The organism is Micromonospora sp. NPDC053740, assembly GCF_040677775.1.
GTDB classification, from domain to species: Bacteria; Actinomycetota; Actinomycetes; order Mycobacteriales; family Micromonosporaceae; genus Micromonospora; species Micromonospora alfalfae.
This window is the reverse complement of the sequence record NZ_JBFASO010000010.1, coordinates 308,561-331,181: the sequence shown is the minus strand read 5'-3', so window position 1 is coordinate 331,181 and position 22,621 is coordinate 308,561. Positions and strand designations below refer to the sequence as shown.

The 22,621-nt window shown below is 72.4% G+C and carries 23 protein-coding genes and 1 tRNA gene; 19 read left to right on the top strand and 5 right to left on the bottom strand.

All coding sequences use genetic code 11. The features are described 5' to 3' along the window. Positions 1-892 precede the first annotated feature (892 nt). From fdh to selB, 6 genes are all read left to right on the top strand, one after another. A complete protein-coding gene (gene fdh, locus AB0K35_RS26040; RefSeq protein WP_363888321.1) occupies positions 893-4,165 on the top strand; it encodes a formate dehydrogenase in 3,273 nt (1,090 codons plus the stop codon). Next, entirely contained in the window at positions 4,155-5,123 is a 969-nt protein-coding gene (locus AB0K35_RS26035) for a 4Fe-4S dicluster domain-containing protein (protein WP_238669763.1), read from the top strand. The genes fdh and AB0K35_RS26035 overlap by 11 nt, the downstream gene beginning before the upstream one ends. Beyond that, positions 5,120-6,412, top strand: coding sequence for an NrfD/PsrC family molybdoenzyme membrane anchor subunit (nrfD, locus tag AB0K35_RS26030; protein ID WP_238669764.1), 1,293 nt, complete (start codon positions 5,120-5,122; stop codon positions 6,410-6,412). The genes AB0K35_RS26035 and nrfD overlap by 4 nt, the downstream gene beginning before the upstream one ends. Positions 6,413-6,425: 13 nt before the next feature. Next, positions 6,426-6,521 (top strand) — tRNA-Sec (locus AB0K35_RS26025). A 23-nt stretch (positions 6,522-6,544) separates the two neighbouring features. After that, a complete protein-coding gene (gene selA, locus AB0K35_RS26020; protein WP_363888301.1) occupies positions 6,545-7,849 on the top strand; it encodes an L-seryl-tRNA(Sec) selenium transferase in 1,305 nt (434 codons plus the stop codon). Positions 7,850-7,851: 2 nt separating this feature from the next. Further along, positions 7,852-9,636 carry a selenocysteine-specific translation elongation factor gene (gene selB / locus AB0K35_RS26015; protein WP_363888299.1) on the top strand — a complete coding sequence of 595 codons (1,785 nt, stop codon included), beginning with the start codon at positions 7,852-7,854 and terminating at the stop codon, positions 9,634-9,636. A gap of 24 nt (positions 9,637-9,660) precedes the next feature. Here the strand turns inward: selB and AB0K35_RS26010 are convergent, their stop codons facing one another. Further along, positions 9,661-10,701, bottom strand: coding sequence for an NAD(P)-dependent alcohol dehydrogenase (locus AB0K35_RS26010; RefSeq protein ID WP_238669767.1), 1,041 nt, complete (start codon positions 10,699-10,701; stop codon positions 9,661-9,663). 96 nt (positions 10,702-10,797) lie between these two features. Here AB0K35_RS26010 and AB0K35_RS26005 point away from each other — a divergent pair, with 96 nt between their 5' ends. The 5 genes from AB0K35_RS26005 to AB0K35_RS25985 all read left to right on the top strand — a co-directional run bounded on the left by AB0K35_RS26005 (position 10,798) and on the right by AB0K35_RS25985 (position 14,074). Then, the gene (locus AB0K35_RS26005) at positions 10,798-11,406 is read left to right on the top strand and encodes a TetR/AcrR family transcriptional regulator (protein WP_238669768.1); all 609 of its coding nucleotides are present in this window, start codon (positions 10,798-10,800) and stop codon (positions 11,404-11,406) included. 55 nt (positions 11,407-11,461) lie between these two features. Further along, positions 11,462-12,202, top strand: a complete 741-nt coding sequence (locus AB0K35_RS26000) for a hypothetical protein (protein WP_238669769.1) — start codon at positions 11,462-11,464, stop codon at positions 12,200-12,202. Positions 12,203-12,260: 58 nt separating this feature from the next. Then, positions 12,261-12,458 (top strand): hypothetical protein, encoded by a 198-nt coding sequence (locus tag AB0K35_RS25995; protein ID WP_238669770.1) that lies wholly within the window; start codon positions 12,261-12,263, stop codon positions 12,456-12,458. A 79-nt stretch (positions 12,459-12,537) separates the two neighbouring features. Beyond that, the gene (locus tag AB0K35_RS25990) at positions 12,538-13,815 is read left to right on the top strand and encodes a hemolysin family protein (RefSeq protein WP_363888295.1); all 1,278 of its coding nucleotides are present in this window, start codon (positions 12,538-12,540) and stop codon (positions 13,813-13,815) included. A 73-nt stretch (positions 13,816-13,888) separates the two neighbouring features. Continuing rightward, positions 13,889-14,074 carry a hypothetical protein gene (locus AB0K35_RS25985; RefSeq protein WP_238669772.1) on the top strand — a complete coding sequence of 62 codons (186 nt, stop codon included), beginning with the start codon at positions 13,889-13,891 and terminating at the stop codon, positions 14,072-14,074. A 5-nt stretch (positions 14,075-14,079) separates the two neighbouring features. Here the strand turns inward: AB0K35_RS25985 and AB0K35_RS25980 are convergent, their stop codons facing one another. Then, positions 14,080-14,730 carry a hypothetical protein gene (locus AB0K35_RS25980; protein WP_363888292.1) on the bottom strand — a complete coding sequence of 217 codons (651 nt, stop codon included), beginning with the start codon at positions 14,728-14,730 and terminating at the stop codon, positions 14,080-14,082. Between the two features lie 133 nt (positions 14,731-14,863). Between AB0K35_RS25980 and AB0K35_RS25975 the strand changes: the two genes are divergently transcribed. Then, positions 14,864-15,067 (top strand): hypothetical protein, encoded by a 204-nt coding sequence (locus AB0K35_RS25975; protein WP_238669774.1) that lies wholly within the window; start codon positions 14,864-14,866, stop codon positions 15,065-15,067. Between the two features lie 8 nt (positions 15,068-15,075). Here AB0K35_RS25975 and AB0K35_RS25970 read toward each other — a convergent pair whose 3' ends face one another. The 3 genes from AB0K35_RS25970 to AB0K35_RS25960 all read right to left on the bottom strand — a co-directional run bounded on the left by AB0K35_RS25970 (position 15,076) and on the right by AB0K35_RS25960 (position 16,742). Next, entirely contained in the window at positions 15,076-15,552 is a 477-nt protein-coding gene (locus AB0K35_RS25970; RefSeq protein ID WP_238669775.1) for a hypothetical protein, read from the bottom strand. Next, on the bottom strand, positions 15,549-15,761 hold the full coding sequence (locus AB0K35_RS25965) for a phosphatidylethanolamine-binding protein (protein WP_088948250.1): 213 nt from the start codon (positions 15,759-15,761) through the stop codon (positions 15,549-15,551). The genes AB0K35_RS25970 and AB0K35_RS25965 overlap by 4 nt, the downstream gene beginning before the upstream one ends. A 99-nt stretch (positions 15,762-15,860) precedes the next feature. Beyond that, the gene (locus AB0K35_RS25960; protein WP_238669776.1) at positions 15,861-16,742 is read right to left on the bottom strand and encodes a universal stress protein; all 882 of its coding nucleotides are present in this window, start codon (positions 16,740-16,742) and stop codon (positions 15,861-15,863) included. A gap of 112 nt (positions 16,743-16,854) precedes the next feature. Between AB0K35_RS25960 and AB0K35_RS25955 the strand changes: the two genes are divergently transcribed. The 7 genes from AB0K35_RS25955 (at position 16,855) to AB0K35_RS25925 (ending at position 22,618) form a co-directional block, all read left to right on the top strand. After that, positions 16,855-17,601, top strand: coding sequence for an SAM-dependent methyltransferase (locus AB0K35_RS25955; protein ID WP_363888288.1), 747 nt, complete (start codon positions 16,855-16,857; stop codon positions 17,599-17,601). A 71-nt stretch (positions 17,602-17,672) separates the two neighbouring features. Continuing rightward, complete coding sequence (locus AB0K35_RS25950; RefSeq protein WP_238669778.1) at positions 17,673-18,845, top strand: PP2C family protein-serine/threonine phosphatase; 1,173 nt, start codon at positions 17,673-17,675, stop codon at positions 18,843-18,845. 56 nt (positions 18,846-18,901) lie between these two features. Next, positions 18,902-19,363: a MarR family transcriptional regulator gene (locus AB0K35_RS25945; protein ID WP_238669779.1), complete on the top strand. Its 462-nt coding sequence runs from the start codon at positions 18,902-18,904 to the stop codon at positions 19,361-19,363. A gap of 312 nt (positions 19,364-19,675) precedes the next feature. Beyond that, positions 19,676-20,308: a CDP-alcohol phosphatidyltransferase family protein gene (locus AB0K35_RS25940; RefSeq protein WP_238669780.1), complete on the top strand. Its 633-nt coding sequence runs from the start codon at positions 19,676-19,678 to the stop codon at positions 20,306-20,308. Next, complete coding sequence (locus AB0K35_RS25935) at positions 20,305-21,249, top strand: DUF881 domain-containing protein (protein ID WP_238669781.1); 945 nt, start codon at positions 20,305-20,307, stop codon at positions 21,247-21,249. The genes AB0K35_RS25940 and AB0K35_RS25935 overlap by 4 nt, the downstream gene beginning before the upstream one ends. Then, on the top strand, positions 21,246-21,578 hold the full coding sequence (locus tag AB0K35_RS25930; protein WP_030327710.1) for a small basic family protein: 333 nt from the start codon (positions 21,246-21,248) through the stop codon (positions 21,576-21,578). The genes AB0K35_RS25935 and AB0K35_RS25930 overlap by 4 nt, the downstream gene beginning before the upstream one ends. An 11-nt stretch (positions 21,579-21,589) precedes the next feature. After that, entirely contained in the window at positions 21,590-22,618 is a 1,029-nt protein-coding gene (locus AB0K35_RS25925; protein WP_238669782.1) for a DUF881 domain-containing protein, read from the top strand. Positions 22,619-22,621 lie beyond the last annotated feature (3 nt).

The window sequence follows — 22,621 nt, the reverse complement described above, 5'->3', positions numbered from 1 at the left end:
CTCAACGACCGCCCCCGCATGACCCTGGGCTGGGCAACCCCAGGTGAGAAGATGACCCAACTTCTCGGTGTTGCAACCACCGGTTGAGCCCGCCCACGGAACGGAAACTGTCCAAGATCTCGTGGGTTGTGGCCGCAGCGCGGTGCGAGGGCGAGTGTTCGTGGTCGTGAGGCGAGCGGGAGTGCAGCGATGGGACCCGGAGGCGGAACGGTCCGGCGGAGCGGCGGTGTGTTGAGGCCGCCGACCGCCGCTGGTGGTGCGGCGGGGCGTTGATGCCACCGCCCGCTGACGCCAGCCGGCGGTGCGCCGACCGATGCCAGCCACCCACTCACCGACCGATGCCAGCCACCCACTCACCGACCGACGCCAGCCACCTACCAACCGGGCGAGGCCAGCCAGCGGTGCTGCGGGAGTGGAGCGGCTGCGGCCAATCGGCGCGGCACCACGGCACCACGGCACCACGGCACCACGGCACCACGGCACCACGGCACCACGGCGGTGCGGCGGTGCGGTGTTGCGGCCGGGCGGCGGGGGCGGCCGGGCGGCGGTGTGGCACGACGGCGGGGCGGCGCTGTGGCGGGGCAGCCGGACGGTGGGGCGGTGATCGGGTGGGTGGGCAAGGCGGGGTGCGGGAACAATGGCGGGGGCGGGCTGGTTGTGGAGGGTGTCGGTGTGACTCAGTGTCCCCGGGCCTCACCTAATATCGCCTTCGCGGAATACCGTTCGGCTGGAGCCGCGTCGTGCCACTCGCCGAGAGGCGACCTGCACACCGACACCAGCGCCGCCCCCGGCCCACCAGCCGGGGGCGGCGCTGTCTTGCATCCTGGGTTCGCGAACCTGTCTCAGTTGACCTATCTTCAGAGGGTCGCTCGCGTGGGAGGGGGTGTCGGGGTTGGGTCTGCGTACCTTTATCGAGGGTTGGCCGGTCTATCGCCAGCTCACCGGCACGGACCCGCTGGGCCGGGGTGCCGCGGCGAAGTCCGACGGGTCCCGCGCGCTCACCGCCCGCACCGATACCGCCGATTCGATGGCGCGCTCCGTCTGCCCGTACTGCGCTGTGGGTTGTGGTCAGCGGGTGTTCGTGAAGGACGGGCAGGCCAGTCAGATCGAGGGTGATCCGGACAGCCCGATCTCGCGGGGTCGGCTCTGCCCGAAGGGTTCGGCGAGCAAGAGCCTGGTCACCAGTCCGCTGCGGCAGACCACTGTCCGCTACCGCCGTCCTTACTCGACGCAGTGGGAGGATCTGGAGCTCGACACCGCGCTCGACATGATCGCCGACCGGATCCTCGCGGCCCGCGAGCAGACCTGGGAGGACGTCGACACGCAGGGTCGACCGCTCAACCGGACGCTGGGTATCTCCAGTCTGGGTGGGGCGACGCTGGACAACGAGGAGAACTACCTCATCAAGAAGTTGTTCACCGCGATGGGGGCGCTCCAGATCGAGAACCAGGCCCGTATTTGACACTCCGCCACCGTCCCCGGTCTGGGGGCCAGCTTCGGTCGTGGCGGTGCGACGGATTTCCAGCAGGACATCGCCAACGCTGACGTGATCGTCATCCAGGGTTCGAACATGGCTGAGGCACACCCGGTGGGTTTCCAGTGGGTGATGGAGGCCAAGCGCAAGGGCGCGAAGGTCTTCCACGTCGACCCGCGGTTCACCAGGACGAGCGCTGTCGCGGATGAGTACCTGCCGATCCGGGCGGGCACTGACATCGCGTTGCTTGGTGGGGTGGTGCGCTACATCCTGGACAACGAGTTGGATTTCCGGGAGTACGTGCTGGCGTACACCAACGCGGCGACGATCGTGAGCGAGGAGTTCAGCGACACCGAGGACGGCGACGGCTTCTTCTCCGGCTTCGATCCGGAGACCGGCACCTACGTGCAGGACAGTTGGCAGTACGAGGGGCACGAGGGTTCGTCGGGCAGTGGGCACACCGCCCAGGAGCGGGACAGCGCCGCGGGTTTGGCGCACGAGTCGCACGGCGCGCCGGTGGGTGGGCAGACCCGGCGCGATGAGACGTTGCAGCACCCGCGCTGCGTCTATCAGATCCTCAAGCGACACTTCGCCCGTTACACCCCGGAGATGGTGGAGCGGGTCTGCGGCATTTCGCAGGCGCAGTTCCTGGAGTTGGCGCGAGCGTGGACGGCGAACTCCGGCCGGGACCGCACCGGAATGCTGATCTACTCCGTGGGTTGGACGCAGCACAGTGTGGGTGTGCAGTACATCCGCACCGGCGCGATCATCCAGCTGTTGCTGGGCAACATGGGCCGGCCGGGTGGCGGGGTGATGGCGCTTCGTGGCCACGCCAGCATCCAGGGCTCGACCGACATTCCGACGTTGTTCAACCTGTTGCCTGGTTATCTGCCGATGCCGCACCACGCCGAGCACCCGAGCTTCGACGAGTGGGTGGACAGCATTCGCCACCCGGGGCAGAAGGGGTTCTGGGGTAACGCGCGGTCGTTCGCCGCCAGCCTGCTCAAGGCGTACTGGGGTGACGCGGCGACGCCGGAGAACGACTTCTGCTACGGCTACCTGCCCAGGCTGACCGGTGATCACGGCACGTACCAGCAGGTGCTCAACATGATCGACGGGAAGATCAAGGGCTACTTCCTACTCGGGCAGAACCCGGCTGTCGGTTCGGCGCACGGTCGCGCGCAGCGTCTCGGCATGGCTAACCTCGACTGGCTGGTGGTCCGGGACCTGTTCATGATCGAGAGCGCGACGTTCTGGCAGAACGGCCCCGAGGTCGCCACCGGGGAGATCGTGCCGCAGGAGTGCCGCACCGAGGTGTTCTTCCTGCCCGCCGCGTCGCATGTGGAGAAGGAGGGCACGTTCACCCAGACGCAGCGGTTGTTGCAGTGGCGGGAGAAGGCGGTCGAGCCGCCGGGCGACGCCCGCTCCGAGCTGTGGTTCTTCTATCACCTGGGCCGCAAACTGCGGGAGAAGCTGGCCGACTCGCCGCTGCCGCGCGACCGGGCGCTGCTCGACCTCACCTGGGACTACCCCACGCACGGCCCGCACGCGGAGCCGAGTGCCGAGGCGGTGCTGCGCGAGATCAACGGGTACGACGTGGCGACCGGCCGCCCGCTGTCCGGTTTCGCCGAGGCCCGCGCGGACGGCTCCACCGCGATCGGTTGTTGGATCTACAGCGGGGTGTACGCGGACGGGGTCAACCAGGCGGCCCGGCGCAAGTCCCGGCACGAACAGGACTGGGTTGCCGCCGAGTGGGGTTGGGCGTGGCCGGCGAACCGGCGCATCCTCTACAACCGTGCCTCCGCCGACCCGGACGGCAACCCGTGGTCTGAGCGCAAGCGTTACGTGTGGTGGGACGCGGAGAGGTCCGAGTGGACAGGCTACGACGTGCCGGACTTCGAGAAGACCAAACCACCGTCGTACCGGCCGCCAGCCGGCGCGTCCGGGCCGGAGGGCATCGCGGGCGACGACCCGTTCGTCATGCAGGGCGACGGCAAGGGCTGGCTGTACGCGCCCAGCGGTGTGCTCGACGGGCCGCTGCCGACGCACTACGAGCCGGTGGAGTCGCCGGTGCGTAACCCGCTCTACGGTCAGCAGGCCAACCCGACCCGCAAGATGTACGCGCACCCGGTGAACTCGGTGAACCCGAGCCCGCCGCAGGAGCACGCCCAGGTGTTCCCGTACGTGTTCACCGTCAGCCGGCTCACCGAGCACCACACCGCCGGTGCGATGAGCCGGACGGTGTCACCCCTCGCGGAGCTGCAACCGGAGATGTTCGTCGAGGTGTCCCCGGCCCTGGCCGGCGAGGTCGGGCTGACGCATCTGGGTTGGGCGCACCTGGTCAGCGGCCGCGCGGTGATCGAGGCGAAGGTGCTGGTGACCGACCGGCTCACCCCGTTGCGGGTGGACGGTCGGATCATCCACCAGGTGTGGTTGCCGTACCACTTCGGTTTCGAGGGTCTGGTCACCGGTGACTCGGCGAACGACCTGTTCGGCATCAGCCTGGACCCGAACGTGCTGATCCAGGAGAGCAAGGTCGGCACCTGCGACGTGCGGCCGGGCCGCCGTCCCACCGGCCCGGCGTTGCTCGGGCTGGTGGCCGACTACCAGCGGCGCGCCGGGATCATCCCGGGCCAGCACGCTCCGGCCGTGACCACCGACGATGAGGGGACGGTGCACGGTGCTTCCTGACCCGAACAGCCTGTACGGCCCGTTGGATCCGGCACCCGAGGCGGGCTATGAGAATGCGCCGCCGCGGATGGGTTTCTTCACCGACACCAGCGTCTGCATCGGTTGCAAGGCCTGTGAGGTCGCCTGCAAGGAGTGGAACGGCGTTCCGGAGAGTGGCCTGGACCTGCTCGGCATGTCGTACGACAACACCGGAGCCCTGACAGCGAACTCGTGGCGACACGTCGCGTTCATCGAGCAGCCCCGCCCGGCCGGTCATGGCGCCGCGCCGGTGGACGTCCTCGGTGCGCCGGTCGACGCCGACGCGGCCCGGCCGGTCGACGCGGGCCCCCAGTTCCTGGGGATGCCGGGGGCCCAGCCACCGGGCCGGGGCACTGGCGTCGAGGAGCGCACCGATTTCCGGTGGTTGATGATGTCGGACGTCTGCAAGCACTGCACCCATGCGGCCTGCCTGGACGTGTGTCCGACGGGTTCGTTGTTCCGCACGGAGTTCGGCACGGTGGTGGTGCAGGAGGACATCTGCAACGGGTGTGGGTACTGCATCTCGGCGTGCCCGTACGGGGTGATCGACCAGCGTAAGGACGACGGTCGGGCTTGGAAGTGCACGCTGTGCTACGACCGGTTGGGCGCGGGGATGACTCCGGCGTGTGCGCAGGCGTGCCCGACCGAGTCGATCCAGTACGGGCCCCTGGACGAGCTGCGCGAACGCGCCGCCGCCCGGGTGGAGACGCTGCACGAGCGGGGGGTCCCCGAGGCCCGCCTGTACGGGCACGACCCGAACGACGGCGTGGGTGGTGACGGGGCGTTCTTCCTGCTCCTGGACGAACCCGAGGTGTACGGGCTGCCTCCCGACCCGGTCGTGACCACCCGTGACCTGCCGAAGATGTGGAAGCGCGCCGGCCTCGCGGCTCTCGCCATGGCGGCGGCGACAGTCGCCGCGTTCGTCGGAGGTTCCTCATGACCCCACCGGGCCCCGTGGGCGACCGGTTCCGTCGCTTCCGGGAGCGGCTCGCCGCCGAGGGCGCCGACCGCCCCGACCGACCGCCGCTGAGCGCCGACCAACCGCCCCTGAGCGACGACCGCAGCAACGCCGCGAGCGGCGCAGCGGCCACGAGGGGCCCGCAGGTCGCGAGCGGTGCGGCGGCCACGAGCGGTGGCGACCACCCGAACGGCAGCGGCACCGCCGCCAGTAGCCGCCGGGGCGACCTGACGGCGCGGCGGAGCACCGAAGCCGGGGGCCGGCGGGGCAGGCGGCGCGGCGGCGGCGAGGAACTCCGGGTGCCGGAGGCCGAGTTCACCTCCTACTACGGGCGGCCCGTTCTGAAGGGGCCGGTCTGGAAGTGGGACATCGCCGCGTACCTGTTCACCGGCGGGCTGGCCGCCGGCTCGTCGCTGCTGGCCGCGGGCGGGCAGCTCACCGGGCGGCCCGCGTTGCGGCGCGCCGGTCGGGTCACCGCGTTGGCCGCCGTCAGCGCCAGCGCCGTCTTCCTGGTGAAGGATCTGGGCCGGCCGGCGCGGTTCCACCACATGCTGCGGGTGGCCAAGCCGACGTCGCCGATGTCGATGGGGACCTGGATCCTCACCGCGTACGGGCCGGCGGCGGGCGTCGCCGCGATCGCCGAGGCGGCCGGTGTGCTGCCCCGGCACGGTCTGCTCGGGCTGGCCGGCCGGGCGTTGCCGCCGATCGGGCACGCCGCTGGGCTGCTCGCCGCCGGCACCGCGCCGGCGCTGGCCACGTACACCGGGGTGTTGCTGGCCGACACTGCGGTGCCGTCGTGGCATGAGGCGTACCCCGAGCTGCCGGTGATCTTCGCGGGCAGCGCGTTGGCCAGCGGCGCCGGCGTGGGTCTGCTCGCCGCGCCGCCTGCCCAGGCCGGGCCGGCCCGCCGGATGGCGGTGGCCGGCGCGGCCCTGGAGCTGTACGGCGCGCATCGGGTGGAGACCCGACTCGGTCTGCTCAGCGAGCCCTACCGGTTGGGTCGGCCGGGTCGGTTGCTGCGCGCCGGGCGGTTGCTGACCGCCGGCGGAGTGGCGGGTGCTCTGCTGGGCCGGCGCAGCCGGGTGGTCGGGGCGCTCTCGGGGACCGCGCTGCTGGCCGCGTCGGTGCTGACCCGGTTCGGCATCTTCTACGGCGGCGTCGCCTCGGCCCGCGATCCGCGGTACACGGTGGTGCCGCAGCGCGAACGGGTCGAGGCGCGGCGAACCGCCATGGATCTTCCAGCTGATCGGGCGGTGCCGCCCGCGGTGTGATCGAATGTCCGGTGGAGGCGTTCAGGCGGCTGGTGCCCCTCCCGGTCTTCAAAACCGGAGTGGTCCGGGACCCGGGCCAGGCGGGTTCGATTCCCGTCCGTCTCCGCCACACCGCTTGCAGGAGATGACGTGATGGGCGACGGCCCGGTGGACCCGCGACGTCGGGTGCCCCGTACGGACACGCTGCTCGCCGACCCGGTGCTGGCCGCCGCCACGGTGACTCTCGGCCGGGAGCAGGTCAAGGCGATCGTCTCCCACGCGCAGGGCCGCGCCCGTCGGGGCGAGCTCAACCCCGACGAGGTACGCGACGCGGCGGTCGCGGCGTTGCCCACGCCCGGCCCCCGTGTGGTGCTCAACGCCACCGGTGTCGTGCTGCACACCAACCTGGGTCGGGCGCCGTTGTCGTCCGCCGCTGTCGCCGCTGTGGTGGCCGCCGCCGGGCACACCGACGTCGAGTTGGACCTGGTCACCGGCCGGCGGGCCCGTCGTGGGCGGGGCGCGCTCGACGCGCTGGCCGCCGCGGTGCCCGACGCGGGCGCCGTGCACGTCGTCAACAACGGCGCCGCCGCGCTGGTGCTGGCCGCCACCGCGTTGGCCGCCGGCCGGGAGATCGTGGTCAGTCGGGGTGAGCTGGTCGAGATCGGCGACGGGTTCCGCCTGCCCGACCTGCTGGAGAGCACCGGCGCGCGGCTGCGCGAGGTGGGCACCACCAACCGCACCACAGTCGCGGACTACGCCGCCGTGCTCGGCCCGCAGACCGGCTTCGTGCTCAAGGTGCACCCGTCGAACTTCCGGGTCACCGGCTTCACGTCGGCCGTCGGGGTACGGCAACTGGCCACGCTCGGGGTGCCGGTGGTCGCGGACATCGGCTCCGGGTTGCTCGGCGCGGACCCGCTGCTGTCCGACGAACCGGACGCTGCCAGCACCCTGCGCGCGGGCGCGGCGCTGGTCACCGCCAGCGGCGACAAGCTGCTCGGTGGGCCGCAGGCGGGGCTGCTGCTGGGTGACGTCGAGGTGATCGAACGGTTGCGTCGCCACCCACTGGCGCGGGCGCTGCGGGTGGACAAGCTCACCCTGGCGGCGCTGGCCGCCACAGTGCACCAACCGGACACCCCGACCCGGGCGGCGCTGCACGCCGACCCGGGTGCCCTGCGTGAACGGGTGGAGCGGCTGCGGGACCGGCTCGGCGCGGACGGCCGCAAGGCGGAGGTGGTGCCGGCCGTCGCTGTGGTCGGTGGGGGCGGCGCCCCCGGGGTGGAGTTGGACTCGTGGGCGTTGAGCCTGCCCGAGCGGTACGCGTCGCCGTTGCGCACGGGAGACCCGCCGGTCTTGGGCCGGGTGGTGCGCGGCCGGCTCCTGCTCGACCTGCGCTGTGTGCCCACCGACGCGGATGAGGCGATCCGCGAGGCCGTGCTGCGCGTACCCGGGGAGGACTGAGCGTGTTCGTCGTCGCGACGGCCGGGCACGTCGACCACGGCAAGTCGACACTGGTGCGGGCGTTGACCGGGATGGAACCCGACCGGTGGGCCGAGGAACGCCGCCGAGGGATGACCATCGACCTGGGTTTCGCCTGGACGACGCTGCCGTCCGGCGGCACCGTCGCCTTCGTCGACGTACCCGGGCACGAGCGGTTCGTGCCAAACATGCTCGCCGGGGTCGGCCCGGTCCCGGCGGCGCTGATCGTGGTGGCCGCCGACGAGGGCTGGATGCCGCAGTCCGCCGAGCACCTGGCCGCGCTCGACGCGCTCGGCGTCGCGTACGGCCTGCTGGCGGTGACCCGCGCGGACCTGGCCGATCCGGGGCCGGCGACGGCCCGTGCCCGCGCCGAGATCGCCGAGACCAGCCTCGGCGCGGTGCCGGCGGTGGCGGTCAGTGGTCTGACCGGCGCCGGCCTGCCGCAGCTGCGGGCGGCCCTGGACCGGCTCGCCGCCCAACTGCCCGCGCCGGTGCTGGACGACCCGGTCCGGCTGTGGGTGGACCGCAGCTTCACGGTGCGGGGCAGCGGCACCGTCGTCACCGGCACCCTCGGCGCCGGCCGGCTGCGGGTGGGCGACGAACTGGAGCTGGCCGGCGCCGACGAACCGGTCCGCGTCCGTGGCCTGCACTCCCTCGGCGAGGCCCGACCGCAGGCGGCGGCGGTCGCCCGGGTGGCGGTCAACCTGCGCGGTACGCCCCGCGACCGGCTCGGCCGGGGCGACGCGTTGCTCACCCCGGGCCGATTTCACCACACCGACCTGGTCGACGTCCGGCTCGCCGGCGACGCGGCGGCCGACCTGCCGGCCACCCTCACCCTGCACGTCGGGTCGGCGGCGGTGCCGGTACGGGTGCGTCCGCTCGGCCCGGACACGGTCCGGCTGCGGCTGGCCCGCCCGTTGCCGTTGCTGGTGGGTGACAGGGCGCTGCTACGGGACCCGGGCCGCCACCACGTCAACGGCGGCGTGCGGGTGCTGGACGTGGCACCCCCACCGCTGGCCCGACGAGGTGCGGCCGCCGCCCGCGCCCAGGTCCTCGCCGAGTTGGACGGTCGACCCGACCTGGCGGGGGAGCTGCGTCGTCGCCGGCTGATCCGGGCCGGCACGTTGATCCGGATGGGGGTCGCGGTGCCCGCCGAGCCGGGGCGGGACCGGCCGGCGTTCGCCGAGCCGGTGGCCGGCGACTGGCTGGCCGACCCCGCGCACTGGCGGTGGCTCGGCGAGCGGCTGACCGAGGAGGTCGCCCGGCACGCGCGGGAACACCCGTTGGAACCCGGGATGCCGGTGGACGCGCTGCGGCAGCGTCTTGCCCTGCCCGACCGGGTGCTGGTCGAGGCGCTGGTCCGGCCGCCGCTGCGGATCCACTCCGGCCGGGTCGGCGCGGCGAGCGCCGACGCGCTGCCCGCACCGGTGGCCCTGGCCGTGCAACGGGTCCGCGCCGAGTACGGCGACCGGCCGTTTCGCGCCCCCGAGGCGGACCGCCTCGTCGACCTCGGCCTGGGCCCCCGGGAGATCGGCGCCGCGGTGCGGGCCGGCGCCCTGCTGCGGTTGGCCGACAACGTGGTGCTGCTGCCCGACGCGCTCGACGGCGCGGTGCGGGTGTTGGCCGGGTTGCCGCAGCCGTTCACCCTTTCCGCGGCCCGGCAGGCGTTGGACACCACCCGCCGGGTGGCGGTGCCCCTGCTGGAGCTGCTGGACCGGCGGGGCGCTACCCGCCGGCTGCCCGACGACGCACGCATCGTCGTCAGCTGAGCGCCGCGACCTGACCGGCCGCTTTCAGTCCAGGTCGGACATGTCCAGCACGAAGCGGTAGCGGACGTCGTTTCGCCGGAGGCGGTCGAATGCCGTGCCCACCTGCGCCGACGCGAGTACCTCGATGTCGGCGGCGACGCCGTGGTCGGCGCAGAACTGGAGCATCTCAGCTGTCGAGCGGCGGCCACCGCTCCCGGCGGAGCTGAGTTTCTTGCGGCCGACGAGCAGGTCGGTGGTCTCGACGGTCACCGGACCCAGGTATCCGAGCAGGCTGAGGGTGCCGTCCATCGCCACCAGCTTCAGATACGGGGCGAGGTCGTGCGGTGCGGAGATGGTGTCGATGACGAGGTCGAAGGTGTCGCGGGCCGCAGCCATCTGCTGGGGATCGGTGGAGTCGACGAAGTCGTGTGCGCCGAGCCGGCGGGCGTCGTCCCGTTTGTCCTGGGTACGGCTGATCACGGTCGTGGTGGCGCCGAGTGCCACGGCCATCTTGACCGCGAGGTGGCCCAGGCCGCCGAGCCCGGCCACGGCGACGCGGCTGCCGGGGCCGACGCGATGGGAACGCAGGGGCTCCCAGACGGTGACGCCGGCGCACAGCAGCGGGGCGGCTGCGGCCGGGTCGAGGCCGGCGGGGAGCGGGTGGGCGAACGTGTTCCGCACGACGTATTCGCGGGAGAAGCCACCCACTGTCGTCGAGCCGTCCTGCCGATCCGTGCCGCCGTAGGTCAGAGTGGGGAAGGAGTGGCAGAAGTTCTCCTGTCCGGCCGCGCACATGGCGCAGTCACCGCAGGAGTCGACGATGTTGCCCACCGCGACGCTGTCGCCGATCGAGAAGCTGGTCACCTCGGGGCCGGTGCCGGTCACCACGCCGGTGAATTCGTGCCCCGGCACCAGGGGCGCGTCGGTGTGCTGGTCGTAGTCCTGCAGGGCGTGCAGGTCGCTGTGGCAGACCCCGCAGTAGTCGACCCGTACCGCGATGTCGTCGGGGCGTAGGTCACGGCGTTCGATCGGAGTACGGCGTAGCGCCGTCGGGCCGGTCGCTCGCCAGCCAATGGTCCTTCGCATGATCGACTCCTCCAAACAGACTGTTCGGTCTGTCGCAGCTTAGGTCGGGCGGCGGGCCGAAGCAAACCAACCGTTCTGTTTTGTTATGGTGGGAGCATGCCGGAGCAGCCCCTGACCTCGCGAGGCGCCGCGACCTACCAGCGCATCCTGGAGGCCGCCACCGAGGAGTTCGCCCAACACGGCATCGCCGGGGCACGCGTCGAGCGCATCGTGACGGCCGCCCGCACCAACAAGGCCCAGCTCTACGCCTACTTCGGGGACAAGGAACGACTCTTCGACGCGATCTTCCTCAGCTCGCTGGAGCGCATCACCAACGTCGTGCCCATCGACGCCGACGATCTCGCGGACTGGGCCGTTCGCCTCTACGACGAGTACCTGCGCCGTCCCGACCTCATCCGCCTCGCGACCTGGACGCGGCTGGAACGCCGGCCTGCCGGACACCTCGTCGAGACCCACCAGCACTACGACGATCGCAAGCTCACGGCGATCGCCGAGGCCCAGGCCGCCGGGCGGATCCGCGGCGGTGACCCGTTCGACATCATGGCCCTGGTCATCGCGATGTCCATGGCCTGGTCACCCGTGAGCAACGTCTATGCGGCCAGCAGCCAGGAACCCGACGACGTGCATTCCCGACGCCGTGTTCTGCTTCGCGAGTGCGTCCAACGCGCCACAGTGCCGACGGACCCGGATCAACCCGACCGTTGACCGCCGCGACCGATCCGGTGCTGGCACGTTTGCGCCGAGATGCGACGGTGGGCTGATGGTCGAGGTGTCCCCGTCCCGGTCGCGACCGTTCGGTGGTCGGTGGCGCGTCGTCGTCTCGGTGGCGCTGCGGTGGGGGCTGCCGGTGCTGTGGGTGCTGTGGGCCGCTCTGGCGTGGTGGGTCGAGCCCCGCGAGTCGACCGAAGCCCAGCTCGATCGGGATCTCACGGCGGGCCGGGTGGTGACCTACCAACGGGCGAATGGCTGGGCTGACGACGACGCCTACTGGGGCAGCCGACCTGATCTGCGGCCCGCAGAGCAGGGCTGGATGATCGCGTGGACGCTGCCCAACGGTCAGACCCGGTACGCCTCCGTCCAACCGCCCAACCCGCAGTCGTACCCCGATGGGCCGGACCGGTCGGCGCAGGCCGGGCCGGATGCGCGGCTGGCCGCCGTCGTCGGCCCGTGGCACGCCGGCGGCGACGTGGCGCGCCGGATCACGACCACCGCTGGGCTGCTCGCCGGTGTGTTGCCTCTGCTCTGGCTGGGCCGGTTGATCGGCGGAGCGCCACCGTTGGCCGGAACCCGATGGTTCTGGTTCTGGATCGGGCTGCTGCCCTTCGGTACGGGAGTGCTCGCCTGGACGTACCGGGAGCTCTGGCGGCCACCGGCGGCACCGGTCCCCGACCGGGGCTCGGGCTGGCGTGGCGTCGGCTGGTTGATCCTCGCCGGGGTCGGGATTGGTCTGCTGGTGTCCGTTGCGCGAATCATGTTCGGAACGACGGTGGTGCCGGGCTGAGCCGGCGATGCCCGGCCAACCGGCCCCGAGGTCGGCGACGGTCACCTACGGTGACGCCATGGACCCTTCGGCGGTCTGGCGGGACCGGCAGCACAAGTGGCGGATCGAGGCGTACCGCGCGCCGGACCTGCGGTTCGCCATCTACGCCACAAACGGCCCCACCGAGTCGGTGCCGCTGTGGCTGTTCGGGATGTCGGCGCTGGCCCGGTGGCTGATGACCCACGCCATCTCGCTGGACGACCTGGAGGTCGACTGAGCGGGGCGCGCCCGCAAACCGGGCCCGCGCGGTGTCCCGCTGCGGTTGAGTGACCTCAGGCGGCGGACGGGGGTACGCGATGGGCGGTCAGCTCGGGCAGTTGGCGTTGGTGGCCGTGCTGGTGCTGGTCAACGCAGCGCTCTCCGGCAGTGAGATGGCGCTGGTGACCCTGCGGGAGGGGCAGTTGCGGCGGCTGGGCCGGCGCAGCAGTGCCGGCGACCGGTTGGTGCGGCTGTCCCGCGACCCGAACCGCTACCTGGCCACGATTCAGCTCGGCATCACCCTGGCGGGGTTCCTGGCCTCGGCGGCGGCCGCGGTGTCGTTGGCCTCTCCGCTGGTCGGTCCGTTGGGTTTCCTCGGCGGCGCGGCGCGTCCCGCCGCGGTGCTGTTGGTGACAGTGCTGCTGACGTTCGTCACGCTGGTGCTCGGGGAGTTGGCCCCGAAGCGGCTGGCCATGCAGCGGGCCGAGCGTTGGGCGCTGCTGAGCGCCGGCCCGTTGGATCTGCTGGCTCGGGTGTCCCGGCCGGCGGTGTGGCTGCTCAGCCGGGCCACCGACGCGGTCGTGCGGCTCGCCGGCGGTGACCCCCGGGCCAACCGGGAGGAGATGACCGAGGAGGAGCTGCGGGAGATGCTGGCCAGCCAGCGCGGCCTGTCGGCCCAGCAGCGGGAGATCCTGACCGGCGCGTTCGACATCGCCGGCCGGACGCTGCGGGAGATCCTGGTGGCCCGGCGGGAGGTCACCACGCTGCCGGCCGATCTGGCCGCCGACGAGGGGGTCCGGCGGCTCGCCGCCGCCGGGCGGTCCCGCGCTCCCGTCACCGGCCCCGGCGGCCTGGACGAGGTGCTCGGGGTGGTGCACATCCGCGACCTGGTGCGGGCCGGCACCGCCCCGGTGGGTGAGCGGGTCCGGGCGCCGCTGCTGCTGCCGGTGACCCTGCCGGTCGCCGACGCCATGCGTCAGCTGCGGCAGGAGCATCAGCAACTGGCCCTGGTGGTCGACGAGCACGGGGGCGTCGACGGCATGGTCACCATGGAGGACCTGCTGGCCGAGGTGGTCGGCGAGTTGTACGACGAGACCGACCGGGACGTGCGCGGGGTCGTCCGGGAACCGGACGGGTCGCTGCTGGTGCCCGGCGACTTCCCGCTGCACGACCTGCCCGATCTGGGGGTGCGGCTGAGCTTTCCGTTGTCCCGGGACTACACGACGGTGGCTGGTCTGGTGCTGGCCCGACTGCGGCACCTGCCGGACTCCGCGGGTGAGACGGTGCGGCTGCCCGGGCTGACCCTGCAGGTGGTGGAGGTCGCCGACCGGGCGGTGCGCCGGGTGCGGCTCTGCGGGTTCGTCACCGAGCGCTGAGCAGTCACCCAGAAGGCTGACGAAAGGTCCAAATCGACAAGGCGGGGAACACGGTCCGCCTACGGTGCCAGACGTGAAGGACCGAGGGTTACGTACGTTCGTCACGGTGCTGGCCGGCCTCGCGGTGATCTACTTCGGCAGCGCCGGCCGCAGCCCCGAGGAGGGCAGTGGCATCTCCGGCGGGGTGGTGGTCCTGGCGTTGCTCGCCGCGCTGCTGGTGTGGCACCTGACCCGCCCGGGGGACAAGACGGTCAAGTGAGCGCCTCAGCGGGCGGCGACGCGGGCGACCTCACCGGCGGACTCCTCACCCAGCGCCACCCGTACCAGCGCTGACGCGAGCCGGCCGAAGTCCGGTTCGTCGACGAGGCCGGCGAGGCGGTCCGGGGACCCCGGCAGGCCCAGCCGCTTCGCCCCGGCCAGGGCCCGACGGTCGGCGTACGGGCGCACGTCCGACCAGACCGTCTGCGCCTCGCGCAGGTAGATGTCAGCGCCGGTGGGGCCGATGCCGGGGAACTCGGTGAGCCGCCGCCGCAGCCCGGCCGGGTCGCCCTGGGCCTCCCGGTGCAGGCGTCGCAGGTCGCCGTGCCAACGGTCCAGGCACAGCCGGGCGCCGGTGCCGAGCATGGTGGCCGTCCGCTCGTCGTACCGGCGGTAGTGGCCCCGGCCCAGCGCGTCGACACGCTCCTGCCACCTGGCCGCCTCCATGGCCTGCGGGGTGCGGTACCCGGCGGCGAACAGCTCCCGCGCGGCGTCCACCGCCACGCACGCGCGGATCCGGGTGCTCAGCAGCGTGGCCAGCACCAGCAACTGATACAGCGGCCCCGGCCGGTCGGAGAGCCGGATGCCGGCCTCCTCCGCGTATGTGCGGCCACGCCGGTCGAGCAGCACCCGCACCACACTTCGATCATTGCCCACGCCGTCGGGTTACCCACTTGATGCCCCGCTAGCCGTCGCACCGCCGACCGCTGCCGGAATGCCACCGGGGCAGGCGGGTATGCCGACCGTGGAGGCGGTCGATGCCGCCTGCCGTACCGGAGGGAGACACCCCGTGACGAACCCGCAGCAGCCAGAGTTGCGCCGCAACGCGCTGGGCGCGACCAGCCAGGACAACAAGGGCCCCGCCCCGGGCGGGCATCCGGGCAACCGTGGCACGTCGCGCGGCGACCAGGGTCGACCGGTGCCCAAGGGGCAGGTGTCGCCGTACGGCCCGGCCGGTGAGACGGTGGCCGAGGACGACAGCGACACCCGCTGACCGATGGGCTAGCGACCGCGGGCTGGCGGCCGCCGCAACCTGTTCCAGGTGGCGGCGGCCGCCAGTCCGTACGCGAGGTGCGGGATGATGTCGGAGATCCAGTCGGAGCGCCGCCACGTACGCGGGTCGCTGATCCCGAGCACCGTGATCGACCCGTCGGTCATTGTCATCACGCCCGCGCCGAGCAGACCGGTGGCCACCGGCAACGGCTGACGTCGACCACCGGCGTAGAGCGCGAACCCGACGCCCGCGGCGACGCCCAGCCCGTAACCGATCAACGGCCCGAGGCCCGAGCGGCGGTTGGCCGCCCGGGCCCCGTTCCCCAGGTCCACGTGCGCGATCCCGGCCAGCCGGTCGACGGTCTCCTCGGGGACGTCGCTCTCCGGCCGTCCCCGTAGCGCCATGTCGAGGTAGCTGACCACGTTCAGCGCTGTGCTGCCGACGGCGCCCGCGATCGCCCCGTCGGCCACGTCGACAGTCCTCACTTCGGGTCGCCCGGTTCGCGCTCGCTCTTCGGGCCGTACGTCCGCTCACCGCGCACCACGCCCCGTTGACCGCGATCCTCCTGGAGGATCCGGTTCGCGACCTGGTTGGCCTTGCCGTCGGGTACCCGACGCCCCGAGTCGTCAATCGCGTTGCGCAACCGCGCGCGCTGCTTGTCGTACGCGTTACTGCCCGGCCGTGGTCCTGGCATCTCTGCCTCCTTCGTCGGTCTGGGCACCTGGTGCTGCCCACCGTCCGCTGGGCGTACCGCGGCCGTCTACCCGTCTGGTGGCGGACCAACCCCTGGGCGCTACCGGGGCGCGCGGACCACGACCACCGGGCACTGCGCGTGGTGCAGCATCGACTGGCTCACCGACCCCAGCAGCAACCCGGTCACCTCGCCGCGCCCACGCCCACCGACGACCGCCAGTTGGGCGGAGCGGGACGCCTCGGCGAGCACGGTGCCGGGTCGGCCGTGCACCACCTGGCAGGTCAACCGCAGACCCTTGTGCTCCTCGGTGAGCCCGGTCAGCCACCCGGCGAGCATCCGCTCCTGCTCGCCGCGCAGCGTCGCCTCGTCGTAGACCAGGGGTTGCATGTCGCCCGGACCGCTGCTGCCGGGGTGTCGGTAGGCGTGCACCGCCACCAGCGGCACGCCGAGCGACACGGCGGTCTCGGCGGCGAAGTCCGCCGCCCGGCGGGAGGCGTCCGAGCCGTCCACAGCGACCAGGACCGGCTCGTCGGGTCGTTGCGTGCCGCGCGCGACCAGCACCGGGCAGTCGGCGTACGCGGCGACCTGCACCGCGACCGAGCCGACGAGCAGCGCGGAGAACCCACCCAACCCGCGATCGCCGAGCACGATGAGTGCGGCGGTGGGGGACTCGCCCACCAGCACCGCGGCGGCCTCACCGTCGATGATCTCGCCGGAGATCGACAACCCGGGCACTGTCGCCTCGGCCTCGCGCACCGCGGCCTCGACGAGTTCCTCGGCCCGGTGGCGCAGCCCACCGCCGGGCGGCGCGTCCGGGGCGGGGGAGACCGGTACGTGCAGCAGCGGCCAGATGAAGCCGTGCACGACCCGCAGCGGTCGGTGCCGGCGTGCCGCCTCGGTCGCGGCGAGACGCACGGCGCGCAGCGCCGACTCCGAGCCGTCGACGCCGACCACCACCGCCGCGTTGTTCGCCGAGTTCACCGCCCACCTCCGCTCGCGGCCAGTATCGCGGGCCGGGGCGGCCTCGCGCCGCGATACCGCTGAGCGCGTCCCGGTCGGTACGCTGGCGACGACCGGGGAGGGAGCGCCGCCGATGGGTGAACCAGACCAGCCGAGCACCGCTCGCATGATCGACTTTTGGCTCGGCGGGCAGCATCACTTCCCCGTGGACGTGGCCGCCGCGAACGCCTTCGAGCAGGCGTACGGACCGTGCGCGCCGGTGTTCCGTGAGCTGCGGGCGTTCCTGGGCCGGGCGGTGCGGGAGATGGCCGCCCAGGGCGTGGACGGGTTCCTGGTGTTCGGCGCCGGGGTGCCGACGATGGGCAACGTGCACGAGGTCGCCACCGACGCGACTGTGCTCTACACCGACGTCGACCCGGTCACCATCCGACTGGGACAGAGCATCCTCGCCGGCAGCGACCGGGCCGGCTACGGCTTCGGCGACGCGACGGACATCGGCACCGTCGACCCGGCGCAGCTGCACCGTTTCGTGCCGGGCTGGGGCCGGCGACCGGTCGGGGTGATCTTCCTCGGCCTGGCCGCGTTCCTCGACGACGCCACGCTGACCCGCACCCTCGACGAGCTGTACGCTGCCGCGGCCCCGGGTAGCCTGCTCGCGGTGGACTTCGACACCGAGGAACTGGCCGGCCACCCGCAGGCGCTGGCCATGATGGGGCCGCAGTTCCGGATGCGTCCACCGGCGGCGTTCGCGCCCCTGCTGGGTCGGTGGGCGCCGACGACGGACGGGATCGTCCCGGTCGCCGAGTGGCGGCCGGAAGGCCCGCCGGCACGGGTGCCCGACGCGTTCCACGGTGTGCTCGCGACCCGCGCGGGTGACTGACCGCGCCGATCATCCGTCCGGCGGCGTCCGTATGATGCTTGCCCTGTAGCAAGCTTCTGGGGAGGACGACGATGGTAGACGCGCCGGACGTGGTGTCGCGCGCGTTGCGCGAGGCTCCCCCCGACCAGTTGGCGGAGGCGGCGGACCGGGCGATCCGGTCCTCGATGGGCGCGCTGCGCACCGACGTGTTCGTCGCCGACTACCGGATCAGCGGCCTCTGGCCGGTGCTGGACCCGGACCTGCCGGCGGGCGGCTTCCTGGCCTGTCACACAATGGCGCAGCGCTGCTTCAGCAGCCAGCAGCCGGTACGCGACGGTGAAGGCGCCTGCCGGCTCTACCTGCCGTTGACTGTGTGGGGGGAGCGGTTGGGTGTGCTGCTGATCGAGCTTCCGACAGTTCCGAACGCGACGGTCACCGGTCGGGCCACGGACATCGCGGGCGCCCTGGCCGTGGCGATGCGCGCGGCGGACCGGGAGACGGACCGTTACCGGCGGGCCCGCCGTCGGGAGCGACTGACGATGGCCGCCGAGATGCAGTGGGACCTGCTGCCCGGTCGTGGCGTGTCCCACCACGCGTTCGAGCTGGCCGGCCAGCTCGAACCGGCGTACACCGTCGGCGGCGACCACTTTGACTGGTCGTTGGACGGCGACCGTCTCACAGTGACGGTGCTCAACGGCGAGGGCAGTGGGCTTGCGGCGTCCCTGTTGACCGCCGTCACCGTCAACGCGATGCGCAACGCGCGTCGCTCCGGTGGCGGCCTGGTGGAACAGGCCGAGCTGGCCTCGGACACGGTCTTCTACCAACACCGGGGCGCCCGGTACGTGGCCACCCTGCTGCTGGAGGTGGACACTCGCCTCGGCCGGGTGCGGGCTGTCGACGCGGGCTCCCCCCATCTGTTGCGGATGCGGGGGTCCACTGTCGAGCCGATGAAGCTGGATCAGCAACTGCCGCTGGGCATGTTCGCCGAGACCCGCTACGAGCTTCAGGAGGTGCAACTCGAACCGGGTGACCGGCTCTTCGTGGTCAGTGACGGGGTGTGGGCCGCCGAGCCGCCCGGTCAGGAGCCGTACGGGCAGCGGGTGATGGCTCGCTCCCTGCGCGCCACGCGGCTGCAGCCACCAGCCGAGGCGGTTGGTACGGTGATGCGCGAACTGCACGCCTATCACGCGGATTCCGATCTGCGCGACGACGCCGTCGTGGTCTGTCTGGACTGGCGCGGTCCGCGCGAACGGGGCACGGGGTGAGATTCGCCGCCGCGTTGCCGGGCGGGCACCAGCGCGACGACGGCAGGGGACATCAGGTGGAGCGACCTGCGGATCTCGCCGCGGCGATCGACGCGGCCGCCGGGACGCTGATCGCCGTGCTGGAGTCGGCCGCGGCCCGGCATCAGGTGCCGCCCACCCAGCTGAGAGTGCTCACGCTGATCAGTGGTCGTCCGGAGACCAACGTCAACGGGTTGGCGGAGTTGCTGGACGTGGTGCCCTCGTCGGCGAGCCGCCTGTGCGACCGGCTGGAGGCGACCGGGCTGTTGCGTCGGGTGGCCGACCCGCGTGACCGGCGTGAGGTGCGGTTGGTGCCGACCGCTGCGGCGCTGACCCTGTTGGGGGAGTTGGCCGAGCGGCGGCAGCGCGCGGTGCAGGCGGTGTTGGACCGGATGCCGGCGCGGATGCAGCACGAGCTGTTGCTGGCGCTGGTCGGGTTCGCTCGGGCGGCGACGTCGACGCCCGAGCAGCAGACCGATCCCGCCGTGCAGACGGCCTGAACGCGTGCAGACGGCCTGAACGCCGCCCCCCTTTCACTAGTATCCTAGGACGCTTTAGGCGTGGTGATCCACGCCACAGTGCGGCACAGCCGCGCCGACAGCACGCGGCGGCGCCCGGCCAGGGAGAGGGAGCCCGATATAGTGGCAGCGCACCTACCCGGCCCGCGATCATCGAGATCGCGGGCCGCATCAGGGGAAGGGGCCCCGACCGGGGCCGCAGGGGAGAGCCGGCGCTGGTCGGCCCGACAGCGCGTACGACCCTCAGCCGCGCCCGGCGTCGGCGGGGGGCCCGCGTGCCGTGGAGGAGGATCGGTGTCGCGTCGGCCGGCTCGGGCAGAGCAACCGCGGGACACCGGTGCCGAGACTCCCGGCAACCAGGTCCTCACAGTGCCCAACCTGATCAGCTTCGGGCGGCTGCTGGGCGTGCCACTCTTCCTCTACCTGTTCCTGGTGGCGCGGGCCGACGTTGCTGCGGTGGTGGTGCTGGCCATCGGCGGCACCACCGACTGGGTCGACGGCTGGATCGCCCGCCGCCTGCACCAGGTCAGCCGCCTGGGCGAGCTGCTCGACCCGCTCGCCGACCGGCTCTACATCCTCGCCACCCTGGTCGCCTTCACCGCGCGGGAGGTGGTGCCGTGGCAGTTCACCGCCGCGCTGCTGGCCCGTGAGGTGCTCCTGCTGGCCTCGCTGGCCGTGCTGCGCCGCTACGGGTACGGGCCGCCGCCGGTGCACTACGTGGGCAAGACCGCCACGTTCCTGCTGCTCGCGGCGTTCCCGGTGCTGCTGTTGGCCAGCGCGGCGACCGACGTGGCGACGGCGGCGAGCGCCATCGGTTGGGCGTTGGCCTGGTGGGGGCTGGTGCTCTACTGGGTGGCCGGCGGGATGTACGTCGTGCAGGCGGCCCGGTTGGTGCGCGCGGCGCGCGGTCCGGGAGCGGCGGCGTGAGCGCGCCGCGGCTGGGAAAACCCGGCCAGGACCGGGTGTACGCGCCGGATTTCCTCACCGAGTTGTTCCGCAACCCGCTGGATCCGGGGTATGCGGACGCCGCTGCCGCGCGTCGGCGCTCGGCGGAGACCGCTCCGGCGCGCGGTTGGCGGGCCTTGCCGGCGCGGTCGGTGAGCCTGGTCGTGGTGGTGATGCTCGGTTTCCTGTTCGCTGTCGCGTACCGACAGACGATGGCGGACGAGCCGGGGCGGAGCCAGGCCCGTTCGGGTCTGGTGGCGCAGATCAAGGAGCGGGAGAGCCAGACCGACCGGTTGTCCACGCAGGCGGACCAGCTGCGCGAGGAGGTCAGTCGGCAGCGGGACGCGGCGTTGAGCGGGTCGGCCGCCGCCCGGTTGCGCAACCTGGAGGCGAGCACCGGGCTGGGTCGGGTGCGCGGTGATGGTGTCGTGGTGCGGTTGGCGGATGCGCCGGACAAGGCGGACGCGGTCACCGGTGCCGGCGCTGGGCCGCCGCGGGTGCTCTACAGCGACCTGCAGGGTGTGGCGAACGCGCTGTGGAGTGCTGGGGCGGAGGCGATCGCCATCAACGGGCAGCGGTTGACGGCGACGTCGACGATCCGGTCGGCGGGTGAGGCGATGCTGGTGGATTTCCGGCCGGTGACCGGACCGTACGAGGTGTCGGCGATCGGGCCGGGTTCGATGCGGCGCGAGTTCGAGGAGAGCCGGAACGCGGCGCTGATGCGGAAGGTCGCGCAGGGGACGGGGTTGTCGTTCGGTGTGCGGGAGGCGGATGACCTCACCCTGCCGGCGGCGCCGGAGCCGCAGCTACGCTACGCCAAGCCGTCGGTCAGTCCGAGCCCTTCCGCATCGGGTGTCCGGTCCGGCAGTCCCGGGTCGTCTGGTCCGGCGACGACTGTTAGCCCCTCCGGAGGTGGCCGATGATCGCGGTGCTGGCGTTGCTCGCCGGTGTGGTGCTGGGCGTGTGGCTTGATCCCACGGTGCCGGCGGCGTTGCAGCCGTATCTGCCGATCGCGGTGGTGGCCGCGTTGGACGCGGTGTTCGGTGGGGTGCGGGCCCGGTTGGACCGCATCTTCGACGACAAGCAGTTCGTGGTGTCGTTCATTTCGAACGTGCTGGTGGCTGGCCTGATCGTGTATCTGGGTGACCAGTTGGGGGTGGGTGGGCAGTTGTCCACCGGTGTGGTCGTTGTGTTGGGTGTGCGTATCTTCGGCAACGTGGCGGCGATCCGTCGGCACCTGTTCCGGGCGTAGGTTGGGTTGCGATGAGTGACGAGCAGACCGACACGGGGACCGGGTGGCCGCAGCCGGCGGGTCCGGTGCGGCCGGGTGGGCCGGCGGGTGAGCCGGATCCGCGGCCTGATGCGCCGGATCCGGATGAGTTGAGCCCGTTGGCGCCGCAGGGGCCGGCGGAGCCGGCCGATGGCGAGCCCGCGGCCGAGCCGCGTGTGGAGCCGGTCGACGATGGTGCGACGGTGGATCTGAGCGCGATGTCGCGGTCGGGGGAGCGGCCGGTCGCGGATGGTGAGCAGCCGGCCGCGGGTTCCGACGGGTCGGCGGAGCCGGTGGGCGAGTCGGCGGAGCCGGTGGTGGCTGGTCGGTCCCGGTGGAGTGCGGCCGGGGTGATGATCGCCGCGTTGTTGGCGCTGCTGGGGTTCACGTTGGTCGTGCAGTTGAAGACGACGTCGACGGACCCGACGCTGGGTGCCACCCGGCAGGAGGACCTGGTTCGGATCCTGTCGGATCTGGATGCGCGGGAGAACCGCCTGCAGCAGGACATCAGGGCTCTGGAGGACAGTCAGCGGCAGTTGCAGTCGGGTGAGCAGGGTCGTCAGGCGGCGTTGGATGAGGCGACGCGGCGGGCGGACGAGTTGGGCATCCTGGCGGGGACGTTGCCGGCGGTGGGTCCGGGGTTGACTGTGCAGTTCGACTCGGGGCTGAAGCCGATCTCGGCGAACCGGGTGTTGGACGCGGTGCAGGAGTTGCGTGGTGCGGGCGCTGAGGCGCTGCAGATCTCCGGTGGGGATCGGGCGACGGTGCGGATCATCGCGTCGACGTACTTCCTCGATGACAACGGGTCGTTGATGGTGGAGGGGCGCCGGTTGTCGGGTCCGTACACGATCACGGTGATCGGTGATCCGGCGACGATGCGTACGGCGTTGAACATTCCTGGTGGGGTGGTGGCGTCGGTCCGGGGTGACGGCGGTAACGTGACGTTTGGGGAGCGTGAGGTTGCCGAGGTTTCGGCGCTGCACGTGCCGATCAAGTTGGAACACGCCCGTCCGGTCTCCTGACCG

Excerpts from the sequence above, each read along its gene's own strand:
- selA (WP_363888301.1), top strand. The coding sequence starts at position 6,545 with ATGGGCGACGGCCCGGTGGACCCGCGACGTCGGGTGCCCCGTACGGAC.
- AB0K35_RS25950 (WP_238669778.1), top strand. The coding sequence starts at position 17,673 with ATGGTAGACGCGCCGGACGTGGTGTCGCGCGCGTTGCGCGAGGCTCCC.
- nrfD (WP_238669764.1), top strand. The coding sequence starts at position 5,120 with ATGACCCCACCGGGCCCCGTGGGCGACCGGTTCCGTCGCTTCCGGGAG.
- AB0K35_RS25965 (WP_088948250.1), bottom strand. The coding sequence starts at position 15,761 with ATGCCAGGACCACGGCCGGGCAGTAACGCGTACGACAAGCAGCGCGCG.
- AB0K35_RS26005 (WP_238669768.1), top strand. The coding sequence starts at position 10,798 with ATGCCGGAGCAGCCCCTGACCTCGCGAGGCGCCGCGACCTACCAGCGC.
- AB0K35_RS25925 (WP_238669782.1), top strand. The coding sequence starts at position 21,590 with ATGAGTGACGAGCAGACCGACACGGGGACCGGGTGGCCGCAGCCGGCG.
- AB0K35_RS25995 (WP_238669770.1), top strand. The coding sequence starts at position 12,261 with ATGGACCCTTCGGCGGTCTGGCGGGACCGGCAGCACAAGTGGCGGATC.
- AB0K35_RS25955 (WP_363888288.1), top strand. The coding sequence starts at position 16,855 with ATGGGTGAACCAGACCAGCCGAGCACCGCTCGCATGATCGACTTTTGG.
- AB0K35_RS26010 (WP_238669767.1), bottom strand. The coding sequence starts at position 10,701 with ATGCGAAGGACCATTGGCTGGCGAGCGACCGGCCCGACGGCGCTACGC.
- AB0K35_RS26000 (WP_238669769.1), top strand. The coding sequence starts at position 11,462 with ATGGTCGAGGTGTCCCCGTCCCGGTCGCGACCGTTCGGTGGTCGGTGG.
- AB0K35_RS25990 (WP_363888295.1), top strand. The coding sequence starts at position 12,538 with ATGGGCGGTCAGCTCGGGCAGTTGGCGTTGGTGGCCGTGCTGGTGCTG.
- AB0K35_RS25930 (WP_030327710.1), top strand. The coding sequence starts at position 21,246 with ATGATCGCGGTGCTGGCGTTGCTCGCCGGTGTGGTGCTGGGCGTGTGG.